A 16,732-nucleotide genomic window follows, 5' to 3' on the forward strand; every position below is an offset into this window, starting at 1 on the left:
CCTTTTACAAATAAAAAACGAAGTATGAATGTCTACAGGTCCTGAAGAGGGGATCGAGAACTGCCGGAAGGGAACTGTCTGAATACCAATGCAAAATCTGTAGCCAAAGTCACTATAGGCCTATTCCCGCCAATAAGCTACAACAATTTCATTCGCCGGCAGGTGGGCAGCCCGCGGCCCGGTCACCCTGTGCGAACTCGTGCACGCATTCGCACAGGGCCTCGAAGCAGTCGGCGTCCAGCGCCGTACCCACCATGCGTCCCATGATCTCCAGTGCCTTCGGTACCGGGATGGGGCCGCGGTAGGGGCGCGCGGCGGTGATGGCATCGAAAATGTCACCCAGGGTGATGATGCGGGTCTCGGTACAGATTTCGGCGGCGGCGATGCCGCGTGGATAGCCCTGGCCGTCCAGACGTTCGTGGTGCGCGCCGGAGGTGATGGCGAGTTCCCGGAACGGCGGAATGCGCGAGAGGATCTCCTCGGTATAGGCCGGGTGCAGGCGCACCTCGGTCCATTCTTCTTCGGTGAGCTGGTCCGGCTTGTCGAGGATGGCGTTGCTCACGCCCAGCTTGCCGAGGTCGTGCAGCAGGGCGCCTCGCTTGAGCCAGCGCCGGCGCCCCGGCTCGATGCCCATCTTCGCGGCCACCGTATCCGTATAGAGCGCCACGCGCTGGCTGTGGCCGGCCGTGTAGGGGCTCTTGGAGTCCACCACCTGGCCGAAGGCCTCGGCGATCTCATCGAGCAGGTCGTCGTCCACCGCTACGTGCCGTGCCTCGGGTTCCAGTGCCCACACCCGGGTCTCGAGTGCGGGGGAGACCAGCATGGCCCAGAAGCCCGGGTCCTCGCCGAGGCGGCAGGCGATGTCGACCAGCGTCGGGTCGAACCAGCTGCCGCGTCGGCGGCGGATCTCGGCCAGTGCCGCCTCGGGGCCCCCGGTGTGGTGGAACACGTCCATCACCTGGGTGAGCAGTGCGATGCGCGAGAACAGGGGGATGGCCTCGCCGGCCAGACCGTCCGGTTTGCCGCGTCCGTTCCAGTGTTCGTCCAGGGCGTAGATCCCGCCGGCCACGGCCTCGCCGAAGCGCATGCGCCGGGCGATGTCGGCACCGCGTTCGCAACGGGTCTGGATCAGCTCCGTGGCCAGGTCGTCGCCGTGACGGGCCATGAGGAGGAGTCGGCGGAAGCGGTCGGCGATCTGCCCCTTCACCCCGGTGTGCTGCAGCACGAAGCGGGCGAGCTGGGCATAGCTGTCGGTATCCACCCACTTGAAGTCGCGCTTGGTGCGCCGGTCGTCCTGACCGTAGAGCTCGCAGAGCCGCGCGGCATTGCTGCTGCAGCCGGCATCCTTCAGCAACAGGGTGTAGTAGAGGTCCCAGAGGGCGTCGGTATCCAGACCGAGTTCCCCGCCGATGTGCATGCCCATCCAGCAGCAGCGGATGCAGTGCCCCGGTGGCTGACCCTCCGTGAGGTCCAGGGCATAGCTGAGTGCGCCGATGAGTTCGGACAGGGCAAGCCGTGCCGGGGCGGGGGAGAGGCAGGCGGGGCTGGAGGACATGGCACACCCGGGGCGACGAAAGGCGACAGGCTGACAGTAGTCCCTTGCCGCGGGCCTGCCAAGATTCCCCTGAAATAACAGGGGGATGGGCGCCGCTCATGCGGGGAATGCCGCCGTTCGTCGCGGCCACGGGTGATGGCGGGCCGTTTTGTGAGCTGTGCACGGCAAGCCGTCGGCGGTGACCGGTATCGTCCGCGGCCGTTTGCCGGACGCAAGAATCGGAGGCCGGGACAGGCCACGCCCACTGCCGCGGGACGTCATCCGATCACACATCATCAGGGTATGAATCAATGAATGCAGTCAATCGTCTGCCCCGCCGCCTGGCGCTGGGGTTTCTGTTGTGCCTGTCGCTTGTCGCCGCCACGGCCCAGGCCGAATACGTGCTGAGCGCGCCGCCGCGCGAGACGCCGGCCCAGGGGCAGCGCATGTACGGCCAGCTCGCCGAGTTTCTCTCCGGCGTGCTCGGTACCTCCGTGGTCTACGAGCATCCGGGCGACTGGAATACCTACGCACGCAACATGCGCGAAGGGCGCTACGATATCCTGTTCGACGCGCCGCATTTCGCCGCCTGGCGCCTGGAAAAGCAGGGCGCCCAGCCGCTGGTGAAGCTGCCGGGTGCGATCAACTTCGTGCTGGTGACGCATGTGGCCGAGACCGGCCTCAACGGCCCGGACGACCTCGTCGGTCGCCAGGTCTGCATGCTGCCCTCGCCGAGCCTGGGGGCGGTGAGCGTCTATGCCATGTATGCCAACCCGGTGCAGCAGCCCGAGTTCGTGGCCATGAACGGCAGCTGGGTGGACGTGGCCGATGCCGTCGCGCGCGGTGAGTGCAAGGCGGGCGTGGTGCGCAAGAACGACTACCAGAACCTGATCAGTGCCGAGACCCGTGCCAATACCAAGGTGCTGGGCGAGACCCGCGAGCTCACCAACCAGGGCATTACCGTGAGCGACCGCGTGCCGGCCGCCGACCGCAACAAGATGCTCGGCGCCCTCACCGGTCCCGAAGGCCTGGCCGCCGCCGAGATGCTGGTGAAGCGCTTCAGCGCCGCCAACCCGACGCTCGAGCCCGCGGCCCCTGCCGACTACATCGACCACAACCTGCTCACCGAGAACATGATCTTCGGCTGGTAATCGGCCAACCAGGCAGTGTTGACGACAGGGCCGCCACGTGCGGCCCTGTCCGTTTGCAGGCACACTAGGGCTGGATCGAAACCAACCCATAACAAGAAGAGGGATAGCGCATGAAACTCTGGACCATCGCACTCGGTATCTGGCTCGTCCTCACCGGCCTCACCCAGCTCGCCGACCTCAGCTTCAAATACGACCACATCGTCCACGGCGTGCTCGCGCTGGCGGCGGGCGTGCTGGTTCTGGTTCGCAAGTAAGTCGCGAGTCCATGCGCCACAGAGGGCACAGAGAGATAACAGCCATACCCGTAGGTGCCGAGCCCTCTCGGCGATAACGCCGATGCCGGCTATACAGCCCCATCGGCCAGCGGGCTGGCCTCCTGCCTGGGATCGGGAGGCTTGAGGGGATAGGCGCCAGGCGTGGGTGCGTATGTGATGTAAAGGCGTTTTAGCCACAGAGGGCACAGAGTACACAGAGGAAGAATACAGCCCGGTTTTCCTCTGTGACCTCTGTGACCTCTGTGACCTCTGTGGCGCTTGGACTTTTCGCCCAACGCCTCCCGGCCAGCCATGGCCGTTATCGCCGAGAGGGCTCGGCTCCTGCGGGGCGATAATTTCTTGCGACTATCCCTTACCCCTTCACGCACACCATCGGTTCCACCCGCGCCACCTTGCGGGCCAGGCCGGCGGCGTCGGCGGCGTCGACCACGGCGCTGACGTCCTTGTAGGCGCCCGGCGCCTCCTCGGCCACGCCGCGTAGCGAGGGGCTGCGGATGAGGATGCCGCGGGCATGCAGTTCGTCCACCAGTTGCCGGCCCTGCCACTGGCGCGTGGCCTGGCGGCGGCTCATGGCGCGGCCGGCACCATGGCAGGCGGAGCTGAAGGCGAGCCCTTCGCTCGTCTGTGTGCCGCAGAGGATGTAGGAGCAGGTGCCCATGGAGCCGCCGATGATCACCGGCTGCCCGACCGTGCGCAGTGCAGGGGGCAGGCCGGGATGGTCCGGCCCCCAGGCCCGGGTCGCGCCCTTGCGGTGCACGTAGAGCTCGCGGGGCTGACCGTCGATGACATGCGTCTCCTGCTTGCAGGTGTTGTGGGAGACGTCGTAGAGCAGCCGCAGGTCGGCCGCCTGCAGGATGTCGGCCACGGCCTCGCGGGTGAGATGCGTGATGATCTGGCGGTTGGCCAGTGCGCAGTTGATGCCGGCGCGCATGGCGCCGAGGTAGTCCTGGCCGAGCGGCGAGTCGATGGGCGCGCAGGCCAGTTCGCGATCGGGCAGGGTGATGCCGTACTGCGGCGCGGCAATCGCCATGCGGCGCAGGAATTCCGTGCCGATCTGGTGACCGAGGCCCCGCGAGCCGCAGTGGACGCTGATCACCACGTCGTCCACGGCCAGGCCGAAGCGGGCGGCGATCGTCTCGTCGAAGACCTGGGTCACCCGCTGCACCTCGAGATAGTGGTTGCCCGAGCCCAGGGTGCCCATCTCGTTCTGCTGGCGTTGCTTGGCATGCCCGGAGACGGCCGCCGGGTCGGCCCCCGCCATGCAGCCGCCCTCCTCGATGCGTTCCAGGTCCTCCTCGCGTCCCCAGCCCCGCTCCAGCGCCCAACGCGCACCGCCGTCGAGCATGGCATCCATCTCGCGCAGGTCCAGGTGGATGGCGCCGGTGCTGCCAAGGCCCGCGGGGATGCGGTAGAACAGTGACTCGGCCAGGGCCTCGGCCTGCGGCGCGACGTCGCCATATTGCAATCCCGTATGCAGGGTGCGCACGCCGCAGGAGATGTCGAAGCCCACGCCGCCGGCCGAGATCACCCCGCCCGCGCGTGCGTCGAAGGCCGCCACCCCGCCGATGGGAAAGCCATAGCCCCAGTGGGCGTCCGGCATGGCATAGGCCGCCTGCACGATGCCCGGCAGGCAGGCCACGTTCACGAGCTGTTCCTCCACCTTGGCGTCCATGGCCTGCAGCAGCGGGGCGTCGGCATAGAGTATGGCCGGCACGCGCATGGCCCCGCGGGCCTCGATGCGCCAGGCGGTCTCGTCGAGTCGGGTAAAACGGTTCAGGTCCATGGCTATACGTCCACCACGCATTGCGCCAGCCACTGGCCGTCCGGCTGCTGCCGAACGGCCAGCATCGTGTAGGTCGCGCCTTTGATCTCCACCGCCGGCTGGTGACGGGCGATGTCCAGCGGTTCGCCCCAGGCACGGGCATGCAGCCGGTTGCCGTCGAGTACCACCTCGAAGCGGGCAAACAGCCAGTGGCGCGTGGCCATCTCGTAGATCAGGGCATTGAGCCAGTCCACCAGCAGCAGCTCGCGATCCGGCGCCTCGCAGCGAATGACGACCGCCTCGCGGGCCGTGACCGAGGCCGGGTCGGTAATGACGGCCGTGAGCGCCAGCGCCGCCTGCTCGAAGGCCGCGGCCGGGGTGTCGCCGATGCCGCGCACGCCGATATCCGCCGCGTGTTCAAAGTGCTCCCATTCCGCCGGCATGGACGCGATCCGTTGCTCAGATGCCATAAGACTATAGGCCGGTCGCAGCGAGGCGCGGTTGACCTGCGTCAATGCCAACCGCAGCGGGCGGACTATAGTCATGAGCGATAACCACCGTCATGAACCGCAACAGGAGGTGCCTCATGGCCAAAGAGACGAAAAAGGAACTCAGGACCACCCGTGCCGAGCCGGCCGCCCGCGTGCCCAGCCCCTTCGAGGAGATGGACCGCCTGTTCGAGGCGATGATGCCGCGCGGCTGGCTGCGACCCATGCGCTGGGAATGGCCGTCGATGTCCGAGGTCGCACAGCCCTTCGAGGGGCGCATGCCGAAGGTGGATGTCATCGATCGTGACAGCGAGGTGCTGGTCAAGGCCGAGCTGCCCGGGGTGAAAAAGGACGATATCGACATCAGCGTGAGCGACAACAGCGTCACCATCCGCGGCTGCACCAGCCACGAGAGCAAGGAAGAAAAGGGCGACTACTATCGCATGGAGATGTCACGCGGCGAGTTCGCCCGCACCGTCACCCTGCCGGCCGAGGTCGACAGCGACAAGGCGAAGGCCAGCTTCCGGGACGGTGTGCTGGAACTCGCCCTCCCCAAGGTCACGAAATCGAAGCGGCGCGCGATCAAGGTGGAGTAGGGCAACGAACCGTTGTCCGGGCTCCGGTGCCGTCCCTTTATCGCGTCTCGCACCCAGGGGGCATGAACGGTCGCATCCTAGATGCAGATGCTTGGGGTAGGCGCCGTTTATGACCCCTGGGTGCAAGGCGCGATATGGGGTGACACTTCACCCGAACATGGCCATCGCGGCTTGCGCCGCTCCTACCGAAAAACCCCAATCCGTCGTAGGAGCGCCGCGAGGCGCGATCATGGCTGGGTGGCCACCAGGCCTCGCATGGGCATCGCGCCTTGCAGCGCTCCTACGGGTGCCGGTTCCGGTACCCGGGTCGTGCCGGCCAGGGCGCTGCTGTTCAGCGCCGGCCGGCCGTCTTGCGTGCATAGAGGGCCGCGTCGGCATCCTTGAGTATCTGCCTCAGTGGTCGGCGGTCGTCGGGTTTGATACAGACGCCACCGTAACCGATGGTCACCCGCAGTTCGGGTTCCAGGGCGAGGTCCTCCGCCTGCAGGCGGAGGAATTCCGTCTGCAGGCGTTCCAGCCAGGCCTCCAGGTTGAAGTCTTCGCCGCTGGCGATGAGCAGTGCGAACTCGTCGCCGCCCCAGCGAAAGGCCATGTCTCCTTCACGGACCTGTATACGCAGCGCGGTGCCCAGGGCCTTCAGTACCCGGTCACCCATGTCATGGCCGAGTGCGTCGTTCACGGCCTTGAATCGATCGAGGTCGAGCGTGACCAGCCAGAAGGCCTGGCGGTCGCTGCCATGATCGAGCATCTCGCCCATGACGCGTTCGAATTCACGGCGATTGGCCAGACCCGTCAATGCATCGGTGTGCCCCAGGGCGTGCAGCGATTCGTGTTTCGAGGCGATACGCTCCGCCCGCTCCGCCAGGCCGTTGCGAAGGTGGGCGAACTCGCGAAACCGGCTGGGTGGCAGGTCGTCCCGCAGGTTGCCCTCCTTCAGCCCCTCCAGTATTCGCTGCACGTAACGGAACTCGGCAAGATAGTTGCTGTACAGCAGGCGCGTGATGACCAGCACGATGAGCATGGCAAGCATGCTGCCCAGGCCCACGATGAGTATCAGCCCGGGCAGGGTGCTGACCAGTGTTTCCTGCCGGGTGATCAGCAGCAGGGTCCAGTCTGTCCCCTGTATCGCGGTGTGGGCGGCAGGCCGGTCCACGTCATCCCAGGCTCGGGTCCGGGTGATCAGTTCCCCGCGCGCGTTCGCGATGGCCAGGTGTTCGTCCTCCGTGGCCAGCTCCGCGATGGCCTCGTCGAGGATGCGTGTGCTGAAGCTCACGAAGACCATCCCGATGATTTCGCCGGCCTGGTCGAAGACGGGGGCGGTCAGGTCGAAATGTTCGAGGCCGTGGATGGCATCGTGGATGGGTGGACGTTCCACGGGCAGGCCGTTGAGTGAGTCGACCAGGTCGCTCAGGCACTGCGTGCCCACGCGCTGGGCGAGGGCGTCGCCGAGCAGGGTGCCATCGGGGGCGAAGAGCGCGGCACCCACCGCCTCGGGCATCAGGCGGCGTGTCATCTGGGCCCAGGCGACCGCCCCCGCATAGTCGTTCACGGCCAGCAGGTCGAAGACCTGGGAGGTCGTGGCGAGCTGGTTCACGAGCTGCTGATAGGTGTTGATGCGAAACGACAGGAACTGTTTCATGACGCCCAGCCGCTCGGCGTCCTCGGTACGCTCGATGTCCTGGAAATGCCGGTCGATATGTCGGTATTCGAGTGCCGCCATCGCGATCAGCAGGGCGGCCAGCGCAAAGGCCAGCAGGCCGACCAGTCGCCGGATACTGGGCAGGTAGGTGCGGCTATCCCTGTCCGGTGCGGGTTGGCGGTGCGTGGCCATGAGGTCTGGTCGTCCTGCGTGCATGTGGTGCGTACGGGGGGTGCCATTATAGGGCAATGGGGGGGTTGTGAGGCGGGAGGTGAAACTCCATGCGCCATAGAGGGCACAGGGTACACGGAGGTGCTCAGCGTGTCCGTTTACTGTGCGCCTTCTGTGGCATACCCATGAGGCGGGCCGCACCCACCTATCGCGGGTCGGCGGGCATGGCCCGCCCTATGGGTTTTGACTTGCGACTTGATAACCTGCAACCGGACAACCCACACCGATTTCCCCTACAATGGACATATTCCGTTTGCCCGTCCCCGGGCCGCATACCACAAGGCCTTGCATGTCTTCTGCATCCGATACCCCTGACACCCCCGTTCGTTTTGCCGACTTCGCTCTCGCCCCTGCCGTGCTCCGGGCGGTGGAGGAGGTGGGCTACGAGACCCCGTCGCCCATCCAGGCGGCGACCCTGCCGCCGCTGCTCGCCGGCCGCGACCTGCTGGGCATGGCCCAGACCGGCACCGGCAAGACGGCGGCCTTCGCCCTGCCGCTGCTGAGCCGGCTGGACCTCTCCCGCGCCGAGCCGCAGCTCCTGGTACTCACGCCCACGCGCGAGCTGGCCATCCAGGTGGCCGAGGCCATGCAGCGCTACGCGCGCTACCTGCCGGGCTTCCACATCCTGCCGGTGTACGGCGGGCAGGGGATGGACGTGCAGCTCAGGCAGCTGCGCCGCGGCGTGCACGTCGTGGTCGGCACGCCGGGGCGCGTGCAGGATCACCTGCGCCGCAAGACGCTCAAGCTCGATACCCTCTCGGCGCTGGTGCTGGACGAGGCCGACGAGATGCTGCGCATGGGCTTCATCGACGACGTGGAGCAGATCCTCGAGCACACGCCGGCCGAGCGCCAGATCGCGCTGTTCTCCGCCACCATGCCCGAACCCATCCGCCGCGTGACGCAGAAGTATCTGCGCGACCCGGTGGAGATCCGCATCCAGGCGAAGACCAAGACCGTCACCGCCATCACCCAGCGCTACTGGCAGGTGAGCGGCACGCACAAGCTCGATGCGCTCACGCGCATCCTCGAGGTCGAGGACTTCGACGGCATCATCATCTTCGTGCGCACCAAGACCGCCACCGTCGAGCTGGCCGAGAAGCTCGAGGCGCGCGGCTACTCCGCCGCACCGCTCAACGGCGACATCACGCAGCAGATGCGCGAGAAGACCGTCGAGCGCCTGAAGAGCGGGGCCATCGACATCATCGTCGGTACCGACGTGGTCGCGCGTGGGCTGGACGTGCCGCGCATCAGCCACGTCATCAACTACGACATCCCCTACGACACCGAGGCCTACATCCACCGCATCGGCCGCACCGGCCGCGCCGGTCGCACGGGGGATGCCATCCTCTTCGTCGCCCCGCGCGAGACGCGCATGCTGCGCGCCATCGAGAAGGCCACCGGCCAGCCCATCACGCCCATGCAACTGCCGAGCCGCGAGGCCATCACCGGCAAGCGCGTCGGCCAGTTCAAGCAGCTCATCACCGACACGCTCGAAGGACAGGAGCTGGGTTACTACGAGGAGCTCATCGAGGGCTACCAGGCCGAGCACAACGTCGGCCTGGCCGAGATCGCCGCCGCGCTCGCCTACCTGGTGCAGCGCGAGCGGCCGCTGAAGCCCCGCGCGGACGAGGTGCCCGAGGTGGCCGCCCGTGCGCCCGCGCGGGAGCGCGAGGATGCCCGCCGCGATCCGCGCCAGCGCGCGCGCCGGGAGGAGGGTGCCGAGCCCCGCGGTCGCGACCGCGCCGGTCCCGAGCCCGGCATGGTGCGCTACCGCATCGAGGTCGGCCGCAGCCACGGTGCCGAACCCAAGCACATCGTCGGCGCCATCGCCAACGAGGCCGGTATCGAGAGCCGCTACATCGGCCACATCAAGCTGTTCGACGACTTCAGCACCGTCGAGCTGCCCGACGGCATGCCCAAGCATGTCTTCCAGCACCTGAAGAACGTCTGGGTCTGCAGCCGCAAGCTCAACATCACCCCCGACCAGGGCCCGGCCGGGAAACCGGCCGGCGGCAAGCCGGCCTTCAAGAAGCCGGGATTCAAAAAGGCCGAAGGGGGGGCAGGCAAGGGCAAAGGCAAGCGCAGGGACAACGCGGCAGGGAAGGGGCGGCCCAAGGCGTAGGTGCCACCCCGATCGCGCCTTGCGGGCGCTCCTACGAGGCTGTGGTTTGTAGGAGCTGCGCAAGCCGCGAAGACCATGCCGGGGAGTGGCTGCCGTCTGCTATCGCGCCTTGCGGGCGCTCCTACGAGGCTGTGGTTTTGTAGGAGCTGCGCCAGCTGCGATGCCGATGCCTGTTGCGGCTGCCACCCCCGATCGCGCCTTGCACCCAGAGGGCATAAACGGCGCTCCTACGAGGCTGTGGTTTTATAGGAGCGGCGCAAGCCGCGATGACCATGCAGGGGGCGTGGCTGCCGCCTGTCGGCCGTCAGGCAGTCGCCAGCAGATACAGCAGGTTGTAGACCATGTGCAGTGCGATTGCCGGGTAGAGGCTGGCGTGGCGGTCGCGGAAATAACCGAACACCAGGGAAGGCACGAGCACCGAGGCCGCCCAGAGCGGGGGATGACTCATGAAATGCAGCGCGGCGAAGACCAGGGAGGTCACGAGATTCGCCGCCGTGACCCCGGCCAGCGCGCGCCCGCCCCAGGACAGGCGGCGCAGCTCGCCCTGCAGCAGACCGCGGAACACGAGTTCCTCGGCCACCGGCCAGACCAGCACCACCATCAGCCACACCCGGGCCTCCGGCCACAGGCGGGTGTCCGGCGCAAACAGCCAGTGCAGCCCCAGCGCCACCACCCCGCCGGCCAGCAGGGCCAGCAGGAATCGCCCGTCGCGATGAAAGGGCGGGCAGCGGGCGAGGCCGGTAGCGTCCAGCCATGGGCGTGTGTGGGCAGGGGGCATGGGGTAATAGTCGGGGGGGAAGCGGCAAGTCGCAAGTAGGAGGCCAGCCCTCTGGCCGATGGGGCTAGGGGCAAGTTGCAAGTGACAAGTCGGGAAGTCCATGCGCCACAGAGGGCTCAGAGTAAGACCGGTGCCCCGATGACCCCTGTGCCCTCTGTGGCATGAATGTATAGGGCGGGCCGTGCCCGCCGAATATCGGCAGGCGAGATTCCGTTCAGGAATCGCCCCGCTCAGTCTGGCCTGCGTTGCCCTGAAATGGAGGATCTTGGGCCCGGTTGGACCATGCGCTGCCTGACAATCCCTGCCTGTCCCCGTAAAATGCCCGGCATTCAATTGTAATCTGGAAAGCCCATGTCCAAGGTTCGCCCGAATGATCCCTGCCCCTGTGGCAGTGGCAAGAAATACAAAAAGTGCTGTGGCGCCGCAGGCACCTCCGGCCTGGTCGATCCGCAGGCCGTGTTGCGGGCCGCTTTCACGCACCTGCAGCAGGGGCGTCAGGCCGAGGCCATTCGTAAGACGCAGAATCTTCTGAATGCCGGGCATCGACATCCGGATGTATACGGTATTTTGGCCAGTGCGCTGTTGCAGCAGGGGTGTTACCGTGAGGCAGAGGGGGCGCTCATGGCGATATTGCGAATAGTGCCAGACAGTGCGGAAATCTGGGCAAATCTGGGCCTGGTGCAACTCCAGGCAGGTGAATATCAGTCTGCCATGAACAGTTGTGGGCGGGCACTAGAGTTGGATCCGAATCATCCGCCTGCTTACAAATATATCGGTGATGTCTTTCAGAAGCTTGGGAATTATCCTGAGGCAGAGAAAAACTACCGTAAAGTGCTGGAATTATTGTCAAATGATTTAGCCGCCAGGGCCAATTTGGGAAAGGTGCTGTACAAGCAGCATAAGTACGAAGAGGCAATTAGTGAGCTGGAAGCTGTATTGGCAAAGGCGCCAAAGGCAGCTGTTGCCCATAGTGCCCTTGGGATGGTGTATATGGCTAAGGGTCGGGAGAAGCTGGCATTGGCTTCGCTGGAGCGGGCGATACAGTTGGAGCCTGGTGAGGCGGATCATTTTATTAATCTGGGCTTCTACTGGCAGCACCAGGAAAACAGGGAAAAGGCCGACGCGGCTTTCAAGAAGGCCCTTAAGATAGCCCCCCATAATGCCGAGGTATACCTGCACCTGGCTGAGCTACATGAAAAGGACAATGATCTGTCCGGTAAGTATTTCGCCATGGCGCTGCATGCTGACCCAGATAATCCGATAGCATTGGTCCGCGTCGGAATCGGCATGCTCAAAGCGGGTAAATACGAGCGTGGGAAGGAGATGCTCGACAAAGCCCTGCATATCGATTCGGATTTGGGTATTGCCTATGCAGGTTTGGCATTGGGTGCCATCCTGCAGCATCGTGAGGCCAGGGCGGATAAGCATATGAAGCGAGCCCTGGAGCTCGCGCCAGATGATTCATACGTCAATGGAATATATGTCCAGTTGCTGCAGTTACAAAGGAGGGACGAAGAAGCCATTGTGGTGCTGCTACGCTTGCTCGAGACCGATCCATACAATACGCATTTTTGGCTGGAATTGGCTCGTGCTTATGATAATGCCTGCTACTACGACAAAGCAGAACAAGCCTTCCGTCGTGCTACAGAACTCCTGCCAAATGCTGCTAGGCCCTATCTGGCATGGGCAGATTTTGAGGAGAAACGGCACAATCTCGATCTGGCGCACACGCTTGCGCAGAAGGCTGAGCGAAAGGCGCGCAATGAGGATGATCGGGCATACATTTACCGCATGCTCGCGCGCATCGCACGGCGCAATGGGCGGTTGGAAGAGGCGCTTGAATATATCGAGCACGCGGTGAAGGCGGCTATTCGCCTTAATGTGCTTACTGTCCGTGCTGCAATAGAGTTCGAAAAGGGTGAGCTGCTCGATAAGCTCAAGCATTATCCGGAGGCATATGCCAGTTTCGAAGCGGCGAATCAGTTAACGGCAAGATCAGTAGGCGAGCACTTCGATGATGCTGCTGATTGGGCGGCACATCAGATTGAACTGCTATCAGACGGCCGTTTTCAAGCCCTTTCTCCCTGTGAGAAGGAAGGTTGTGCCCCACAGCCTATCTTTGTGGTCGGTTTTCCGCGCTCCGGTACTACGCTCATGGAGCAAATCCTCGGTGCACACGGGCAAGTGCTGCCTGCCGGCGAGCTTACGTTCATGGGCGATATCGCTCATCATTCCGGGCGGGAGCTGTCTGGAGTGAACGCATCTTATCCTGAATGGTTGCTTCAGTTGCCGACGGAGCAATCGTCTGAGGTCTTGGCCTCGCTGCGTGATCGTTATCTCGCCATCGCCAGGGGAACCCTGGGCGAGGTTGCAGCAGATTGGTTCGTGGATAAAATGCCGCTCAATCAAAACCTACTCGGGCTGGTTTACCTGTTGTTCCCTGAAAGTCCCATCATTCATATGGTCCGGCATCCATTGGATTCCTGTCTGTCGGCCTTTATGGCTTCGTTCAATCAGGGCAATGCCTACTCGAACCGAATGGATACCACAGCGCGTTTCTATGCACGTTCTTCCAAGCTGACTCTGTGGTATCGCGACCATCTGCCACTAAGATACAAGGCCGTGCGTTACGAAGAGCTGGTTGCCGACCAGGAACGGATGACCCGAGAGGTACTGGACTTTGTCGGGCTGCCCTGGGATGACGCCTGCCTGTCCTTTCACGAGAGCAAGCGCGTCGCACGTACCGCCAGCTATGCCCAGGTCACGCAGAAGATTTATACCAGCTCGCGCTATCGTTACAAAAACTACTACGAACAGCTCAAGCCGGTATTCCCCATCATCGAGGACACGGTTAAGGCCTATGGCTACGAGATCGAGCCGTCGGATAGGAAGGAAGTTGCAAGTCGCAACTAGGAGGCCAGCCCTCTGGCAGATGGGGCTCGGGGTAAGTCGCAAATGACAAGTCGGGAATTCTATGCGCCACAGATGGCACAGAGGGCACAGAGTAAAACCGGTATCTCAAGGGCCTCTGTGTTCTCTGTGGCATGAATGTATAGGGCGGGCCGCGCCCGCCATTTTTTGACTTGCAACTCGCGATTTCTCTGATGTCGTATCCCCGCGACAAACCCTGCGAATCATGTGGAATAAATCCCCGCCCGAACCCGTAAGACACCTTGATCTGCCGTGTCAGAAAAATCTGACACGCGGCTGATCTTTCAGAAATATTTCAACCCGGTGTTGCGTTGTTGCAACAAAACAACAGAGATGTCGCATTTTTGCGAATCAGGTGTTGCAATGCGGTTTTCAGACGCGTATAAACGATGCGTCATCACTAACGCATGACAATCCTTTTGTTGGAACCACACAAGGTTAATTAAGGAGTCTAGGCTCATGAAAAAGAATCTGATCGCTCTGGCCGTCGCCGGCGCCCTGGCCGCTCCGGCCGCCGCCATGGCTGACGCCACCGTTTACGGCAAGCTGCACATGTCCGTGGACAGCTACGACAACGGCGGTGACGACAACGTCACCCTGCAGCAGGACGGCGAAGCTTCCGGCCTGGCCATTGCCTCCAATTCCTCGCGCTTTGGTATCAAGGGCAGCGAAGACCTGGGCAGCGGTCTGACCGCTATCTGGCAGGCCGAGTCCACCCTGAACATGGACGACGGCTCCGGTTCCCTCTCCAACCGTAACACCTACGTTGGCTTCAAGGGCGGCTTTGGTACCGTCATGGCCGGTCACCACGACTCCCCGGTGAAGACCATCGGCCGCAAGGCTGACCTCTTCGGTGACCAGGTGGGTGACTCCCGTTCCATCATCCGTGGCCGCTTTGCCGGTGCTGATCTGGACCCGCGCACCAGCAACATGCTGATGTACGTGTCCCCGTCCATGGGGGCCATCCAGGCTGCCGTGCAGTACTCGCCGGACGAAGACAGCAGTGATGCCACCACCAATGTGAATATGGGCACTGCTGGTGGTTATGTGGTCGTTTCCACCACTGTGGCTAACAACCCGGATACCTCGCACCTGAGCGCAGCGGTGTGGTACGACCAGGGCCCGCTGTACGTCGCCCTGGGCTACTCCGAAGATCAGGCCGATGACGGTGCCGCCGGCTATGCCGACGAAACCGCCATGCGTCTGGTGGGTAGCTACAAGATGGACGCCCTGAAGTTCACCGCCCTCTACCAGCAGGCCGAAGGTCTGGGCAACGTCGATGGTGACGATGCTGACATGTGGGGTATTGGTGCGGCGTTCAACATGGGTGGTGGCAACACTGTCAAGGCCCAGTACTACAGCGCGACCCTGGAAAGCAAGGCTGCCGGTGCAACTGATGCCGAAGCCACTGTTTGGGCGATTGGTTTCGATCACGCCATGAGCAAGCAGACCAGCGTATATGCTGCTTACTCCGTGAGCGAGAACGATGCCGGTACCAACAACGGCATCAACGTTACCCCGTGGGGTGGCACCGGTCACGACAACCTGGCCAGCGGCGTCAACGACGAAAGCGCTTCCGCCCTGTCCGTGGGTGTTGTCCACAAGTTCTAAGATCTCCCGATCTTAAACCTGTGACAGGAAAGGGCGCCTTCGGGCGCCCTTTCTTTTTGGTGAAGCGGGAAGAAGAAAGTTACAAGTCGCAGTCGCACACAGAGTAAAACCAGGCATCCTGGCCACCTCTGTGACCTCTGTGGCATGAATCGGTAGGGGCGGGCCGCGCCCGCCAAAATCCCGTGTACATAGTCCGTTCACTGCATCCTTACTGCCAGCCCCGTCCCTTTTCTGTCTTCCGCGTTATCGCGCGAGGGCGCTGCCCGATAAAGTCGTAAAGCCGAAGATTTTTTGCCACAGAGGGCACAGAGAGGGACGGCAGGCGATCTTCTTGCCGATGCCAGGTAATGTGTTGGCTATTGACGATGGGCACGGCATTGGGTTCTGCGGTAGGAGCCGAGCCCCCTCGGCGATAACCTCCGGTGCCAGAGCCCTATCGGCCAGGAGGCTGGCCTCCTGCGGGAGGCGAGAGGGTAGAATCGGCACCCCTGCCGGGGGCTGTGCAGGTGGCTTGTGCGAGTTGACCTGCTGATATATCTGGTCCAACTTAGCAGAACAGGGTTCATTGCCGGAGTTTGTAAATGAAGCCATCCATCGCACTGCAGCAACATCGTGAAATGATTCGTCAGATTGTTGAGCGGCATCACGCCAGAAATGCCCGTGTGTTCGGCTCCGTGCTTCATGGGCAGGATACCGATTCGAGTGATCTGGACATCCTCGTCGATACCACCGAGGAGACCTCGTTATTCGATATCGGCGCCATCCGCATGGAGTTGACCGAGCTTCTCGGGGTGGAGGTCGAGGTGCTGACTCCGGGGGCTTTGCCCGACCGCTGGAAGGCTGCTGTGCTCAAGGAGGCGCGCGCCGTATGAGCCGGCGCGACGAGCTTGCCCTGCAGGATTATCTGCTGCACATGCAGCAGGCTGTCGAGCGTATTCAACGGTATCTGGAGAACATGGATCACGCTGACTTCCTCTCCAATGAGGAAAAGCAGGATGCCGTGATCCGCAATCTCGAGGTGATCGGGGAGGCGGCAGGAAATATCCAGCGGCATTTTCCGAGCTTCTCCGTGCAGCACCCCGATTTCCCCCTGAAGGCGGCTTATGGCATGCGCAATGCGCTTGCACATGGTTATTTCACGATTGACCTGGACGTGGTCTGGACGACGGTTGGGCGTGATTTACCGCAGCTGGCACTGCAGGTGGAGGAAGTGCTTCTGGTATTCAGGCAGGGCAGGTAGTTTTCTCCGACGCCAGATAATGTGTTAGCCATGTACGGCGGGCACGGCATTGGGTTCTGCGGTAGGAGCCGAGCCCCCTCGGCGATAACCTCCGGTCCCAGAGACCTATCGGCCAGGGGGCTGGCCTCCTACGGGAGGCGAGAGGAGACAGGCGTCAGGCCAGGAGCGTCCGTTTATGCCCTCTGGGTGCAAGGCGCGATCAGGAGCTGACATCATCGCCGGGCATCGCGCCTGCAGCGCTACGCCTATCTCCTTGCTCCTCACGCCGCGTAGGAGATTCTATGTCGCAAGACAAGGCTTTCGCGGCACATAGTCGGCTCCGTTTTTGAGGATGGCGAAGGCGATACGGGCGAGCTTGCGGGCGAGGATGGTGA

At 63.4% G+C, this 16,732-nt stretch carries 13 protein-coding genes; 8 read left to right on the forward strand and 5 right to left on the reverse strand.

The genetic code is table 11. The features are described from left to right. Positions 1 to 148: 148 nt before the first annotated feature. Positions 149 to 1,555 (reverse strand): HD domain-containing protein, encoded by a 1,407-nt coding sequence (locus tag HUJ28_04385; protein ID MBD3618688.1) that lies wholly within the window; start codon positions 1,553 to 1,555, stop codon positions 149 to 151. Between the two features lie 290 nt (positions 1,556 to 1,845). Between HUJ28_04385 and HUJ28_04390 the strand changes: the two genes are divergently transcribed. Then, positions 1,846 to 2,685 (forward strand): PhnD/SsuA/transferrin family substrate-binding protein, encoded by an 840-nt coding sequence (locus tag HUJ28_04390; GenBank protein MBD3618689.1) that lies wholly within the window; start codon positions 1,846 to 1,848, stop codon positions 2,683 to 2,685. Between the two features lie 110 nt (positions 2,686 to 2,795). Next, complete coding sequence (locus HUJ28_04395; GenBank protein MBD3618690.1) at positions 2,796 to 2,939, forward strand: hypothetical protein; 144 nt, start codon at positions 2,796 to 2,798, stop codon at positions 2,937 to 2,939. A 373-nt stretch (positions 2,940 to 3,312) separates the two neighbouring features. Here HUJ28_04395 and HUJ28_04400 read toward each other — a convergent pair whose 3' ends face one another. Beyond that, a complete protein-coding gene (locus tag HUJ28_04400; protein ID MBD3618691.1) occupies positions 3,313 to 4,743 on the reverse strand; it encodes an RtcB family protein in 1,431 nt (476 codons plus the stop codon). A 2-nt stretch (positions 4,744 to 4,745) separates the two neighbouring features. Then, the gene (locus tag HUJ28_04405) at positions 4,746 to 5,165 is read right to left on the reverse strand and encodes an archease (protein ID MBD3618692.1); all 420 of its coding nucleotides are present in this window, start codon (positions 5,163 to 5,165) and stop codon (positions 4,746 to 4,748) included. Between the two features lie 143 nt (positions 5,166 to 5,308). Between HUJ28_04405 and HUJ28_04410 the strand changes: the two genes are divergently transcribed. Next, the gene (locus tag HUJ28_04410; GenBank protein ID MBD3618693.1) at positions 5,309 to 5,806 is read left to right on the forward strand and encodes an Hsp20/alpha crystallin family protein; all 498 of its coding nucleotides are present in this window, start codon (positions 5,309 to 5,311) and stop codon (positions 5,804 to 5,806) included. 331 nt (positions 5,807 to 6,137) lie between these two features. Here HUJ28_04410 and HUJ28_04415 read toward each other — a convergent pair whose 3' ends face one another. Continuing rightward, on the reverse strand, positions 6,138 to 7,637 hold the full coding sequence (locus HUJ28_04415) for a diguanylate cyclase (protein MBD3618694.1): 1,500 nt from the start codon (positions 7,635 to 7,637) through the stop codon (positions 6,138 to 6,140). A gap of 328 nt (positions 7,638 to 7,965) precedes the next feature. Between HUJ28_04415 and HUJ28_04420 the strand changes: the two genes are divergently transcribed. Then, on the forward strand, positions 7,966 to 9,798 hold the full coding sequence (locus HUJ28_04420) for a DEAD/DEAH box helicase (protein MBD3618695.1): 1,833 nt from the start codon (positions 7,966 to 7,968) through the stop codon (positions 9,796 to 9,798). A 304-nt stretch (positions 9,799 to 10,102) separates the two neighbouring features. Here the strand turns inward: HUJ28_04420 and HUJ28_04425 are convergent, their stop codons facing one another. Further along, positions 10,103 to 10,576 carry a JDVT-CTERM system CAAX-type protease gene (locus tag HUJ28_04425; protein MBD3618696.1) on the reverse strand — a complete coding sequence of 158 codons (474 nt, stop codon included), beginning with the start codon at positions 10,574 to 10,576 and terminating at the stop codon, positions 10,103 to 10,105. Between the two features lie 351 nt (positions 10,577 to 10,927). Between HUJ28_04425 and HUJ28_04430 the strand changes: the two genes are divergently transcribed. The 4 genes from HUJ28_04430 (at position 10,928) to HUJ28_04445 (ending at position 16,358) form a co-directional block, all read left to right on the forward strand. Next, the gene (locus HUJ28_04430) at positions 10,928 to 13,489 is read left to right on the forward strand and encodes a tetratricopeptide repeat protein (GenBank protein ID MBD3618697.1); all 2,562 of its coding nucleotides are present in this window, start codon (positions 10,928 to 10,930) and stop codon (positions 13,487 to 13,489) included. 477 nt (positions 13,490 to 13,966) lie between these two features. Then, positions 13,967 to 15,118: a porin gene (locus HUJ28_04435; GenBank protein ID MBD3618698.1), complete on the forward strand. Its 1,152-nt coding sequence runs from the start codon at positions 13,967 to 13,969 to the stop codon at positions 15,116 to 15,118. Positions 15,119 to 15,699: 581 nt separating this feature from the next. Further along, positions 15,700 to 15,990, forward strand: a complete 291-nt coding sequence (locus tag HUJ28_04440) for a nucleotidyltransferase family protein (protein ID MBD3618699.1) — start codon at positions 15,700 to 15,702, stop codon at positions 15,988 to 15,990. After that, complete coding sequence (locus HUJ28_04445; GenBank protein MBD3618700.1) at positions 15,987 to 16,358, forward strand: DUF86 domain-containing protein; 372 nt, start codon at positions 15,987 to 15,989, stop codon at positions 16,356 to 16,358. The genes HUJ28_04440 and HUJ28_04445 overlap by 4 nt, the downstream gene beginning before the upstream one ends. Positions 16,359 to 16,732 lie beyond the last annotated feature (374 nt).

The organism is Chromatiales bacterium (assembly GCA_014762505.1).
Taxonomy (GTDB): domain Bacteria; phylum Pseudomonadota; class Gammaproteobacteria; order SpSt-1174; family SpSt-1174; genus SpSt-1174.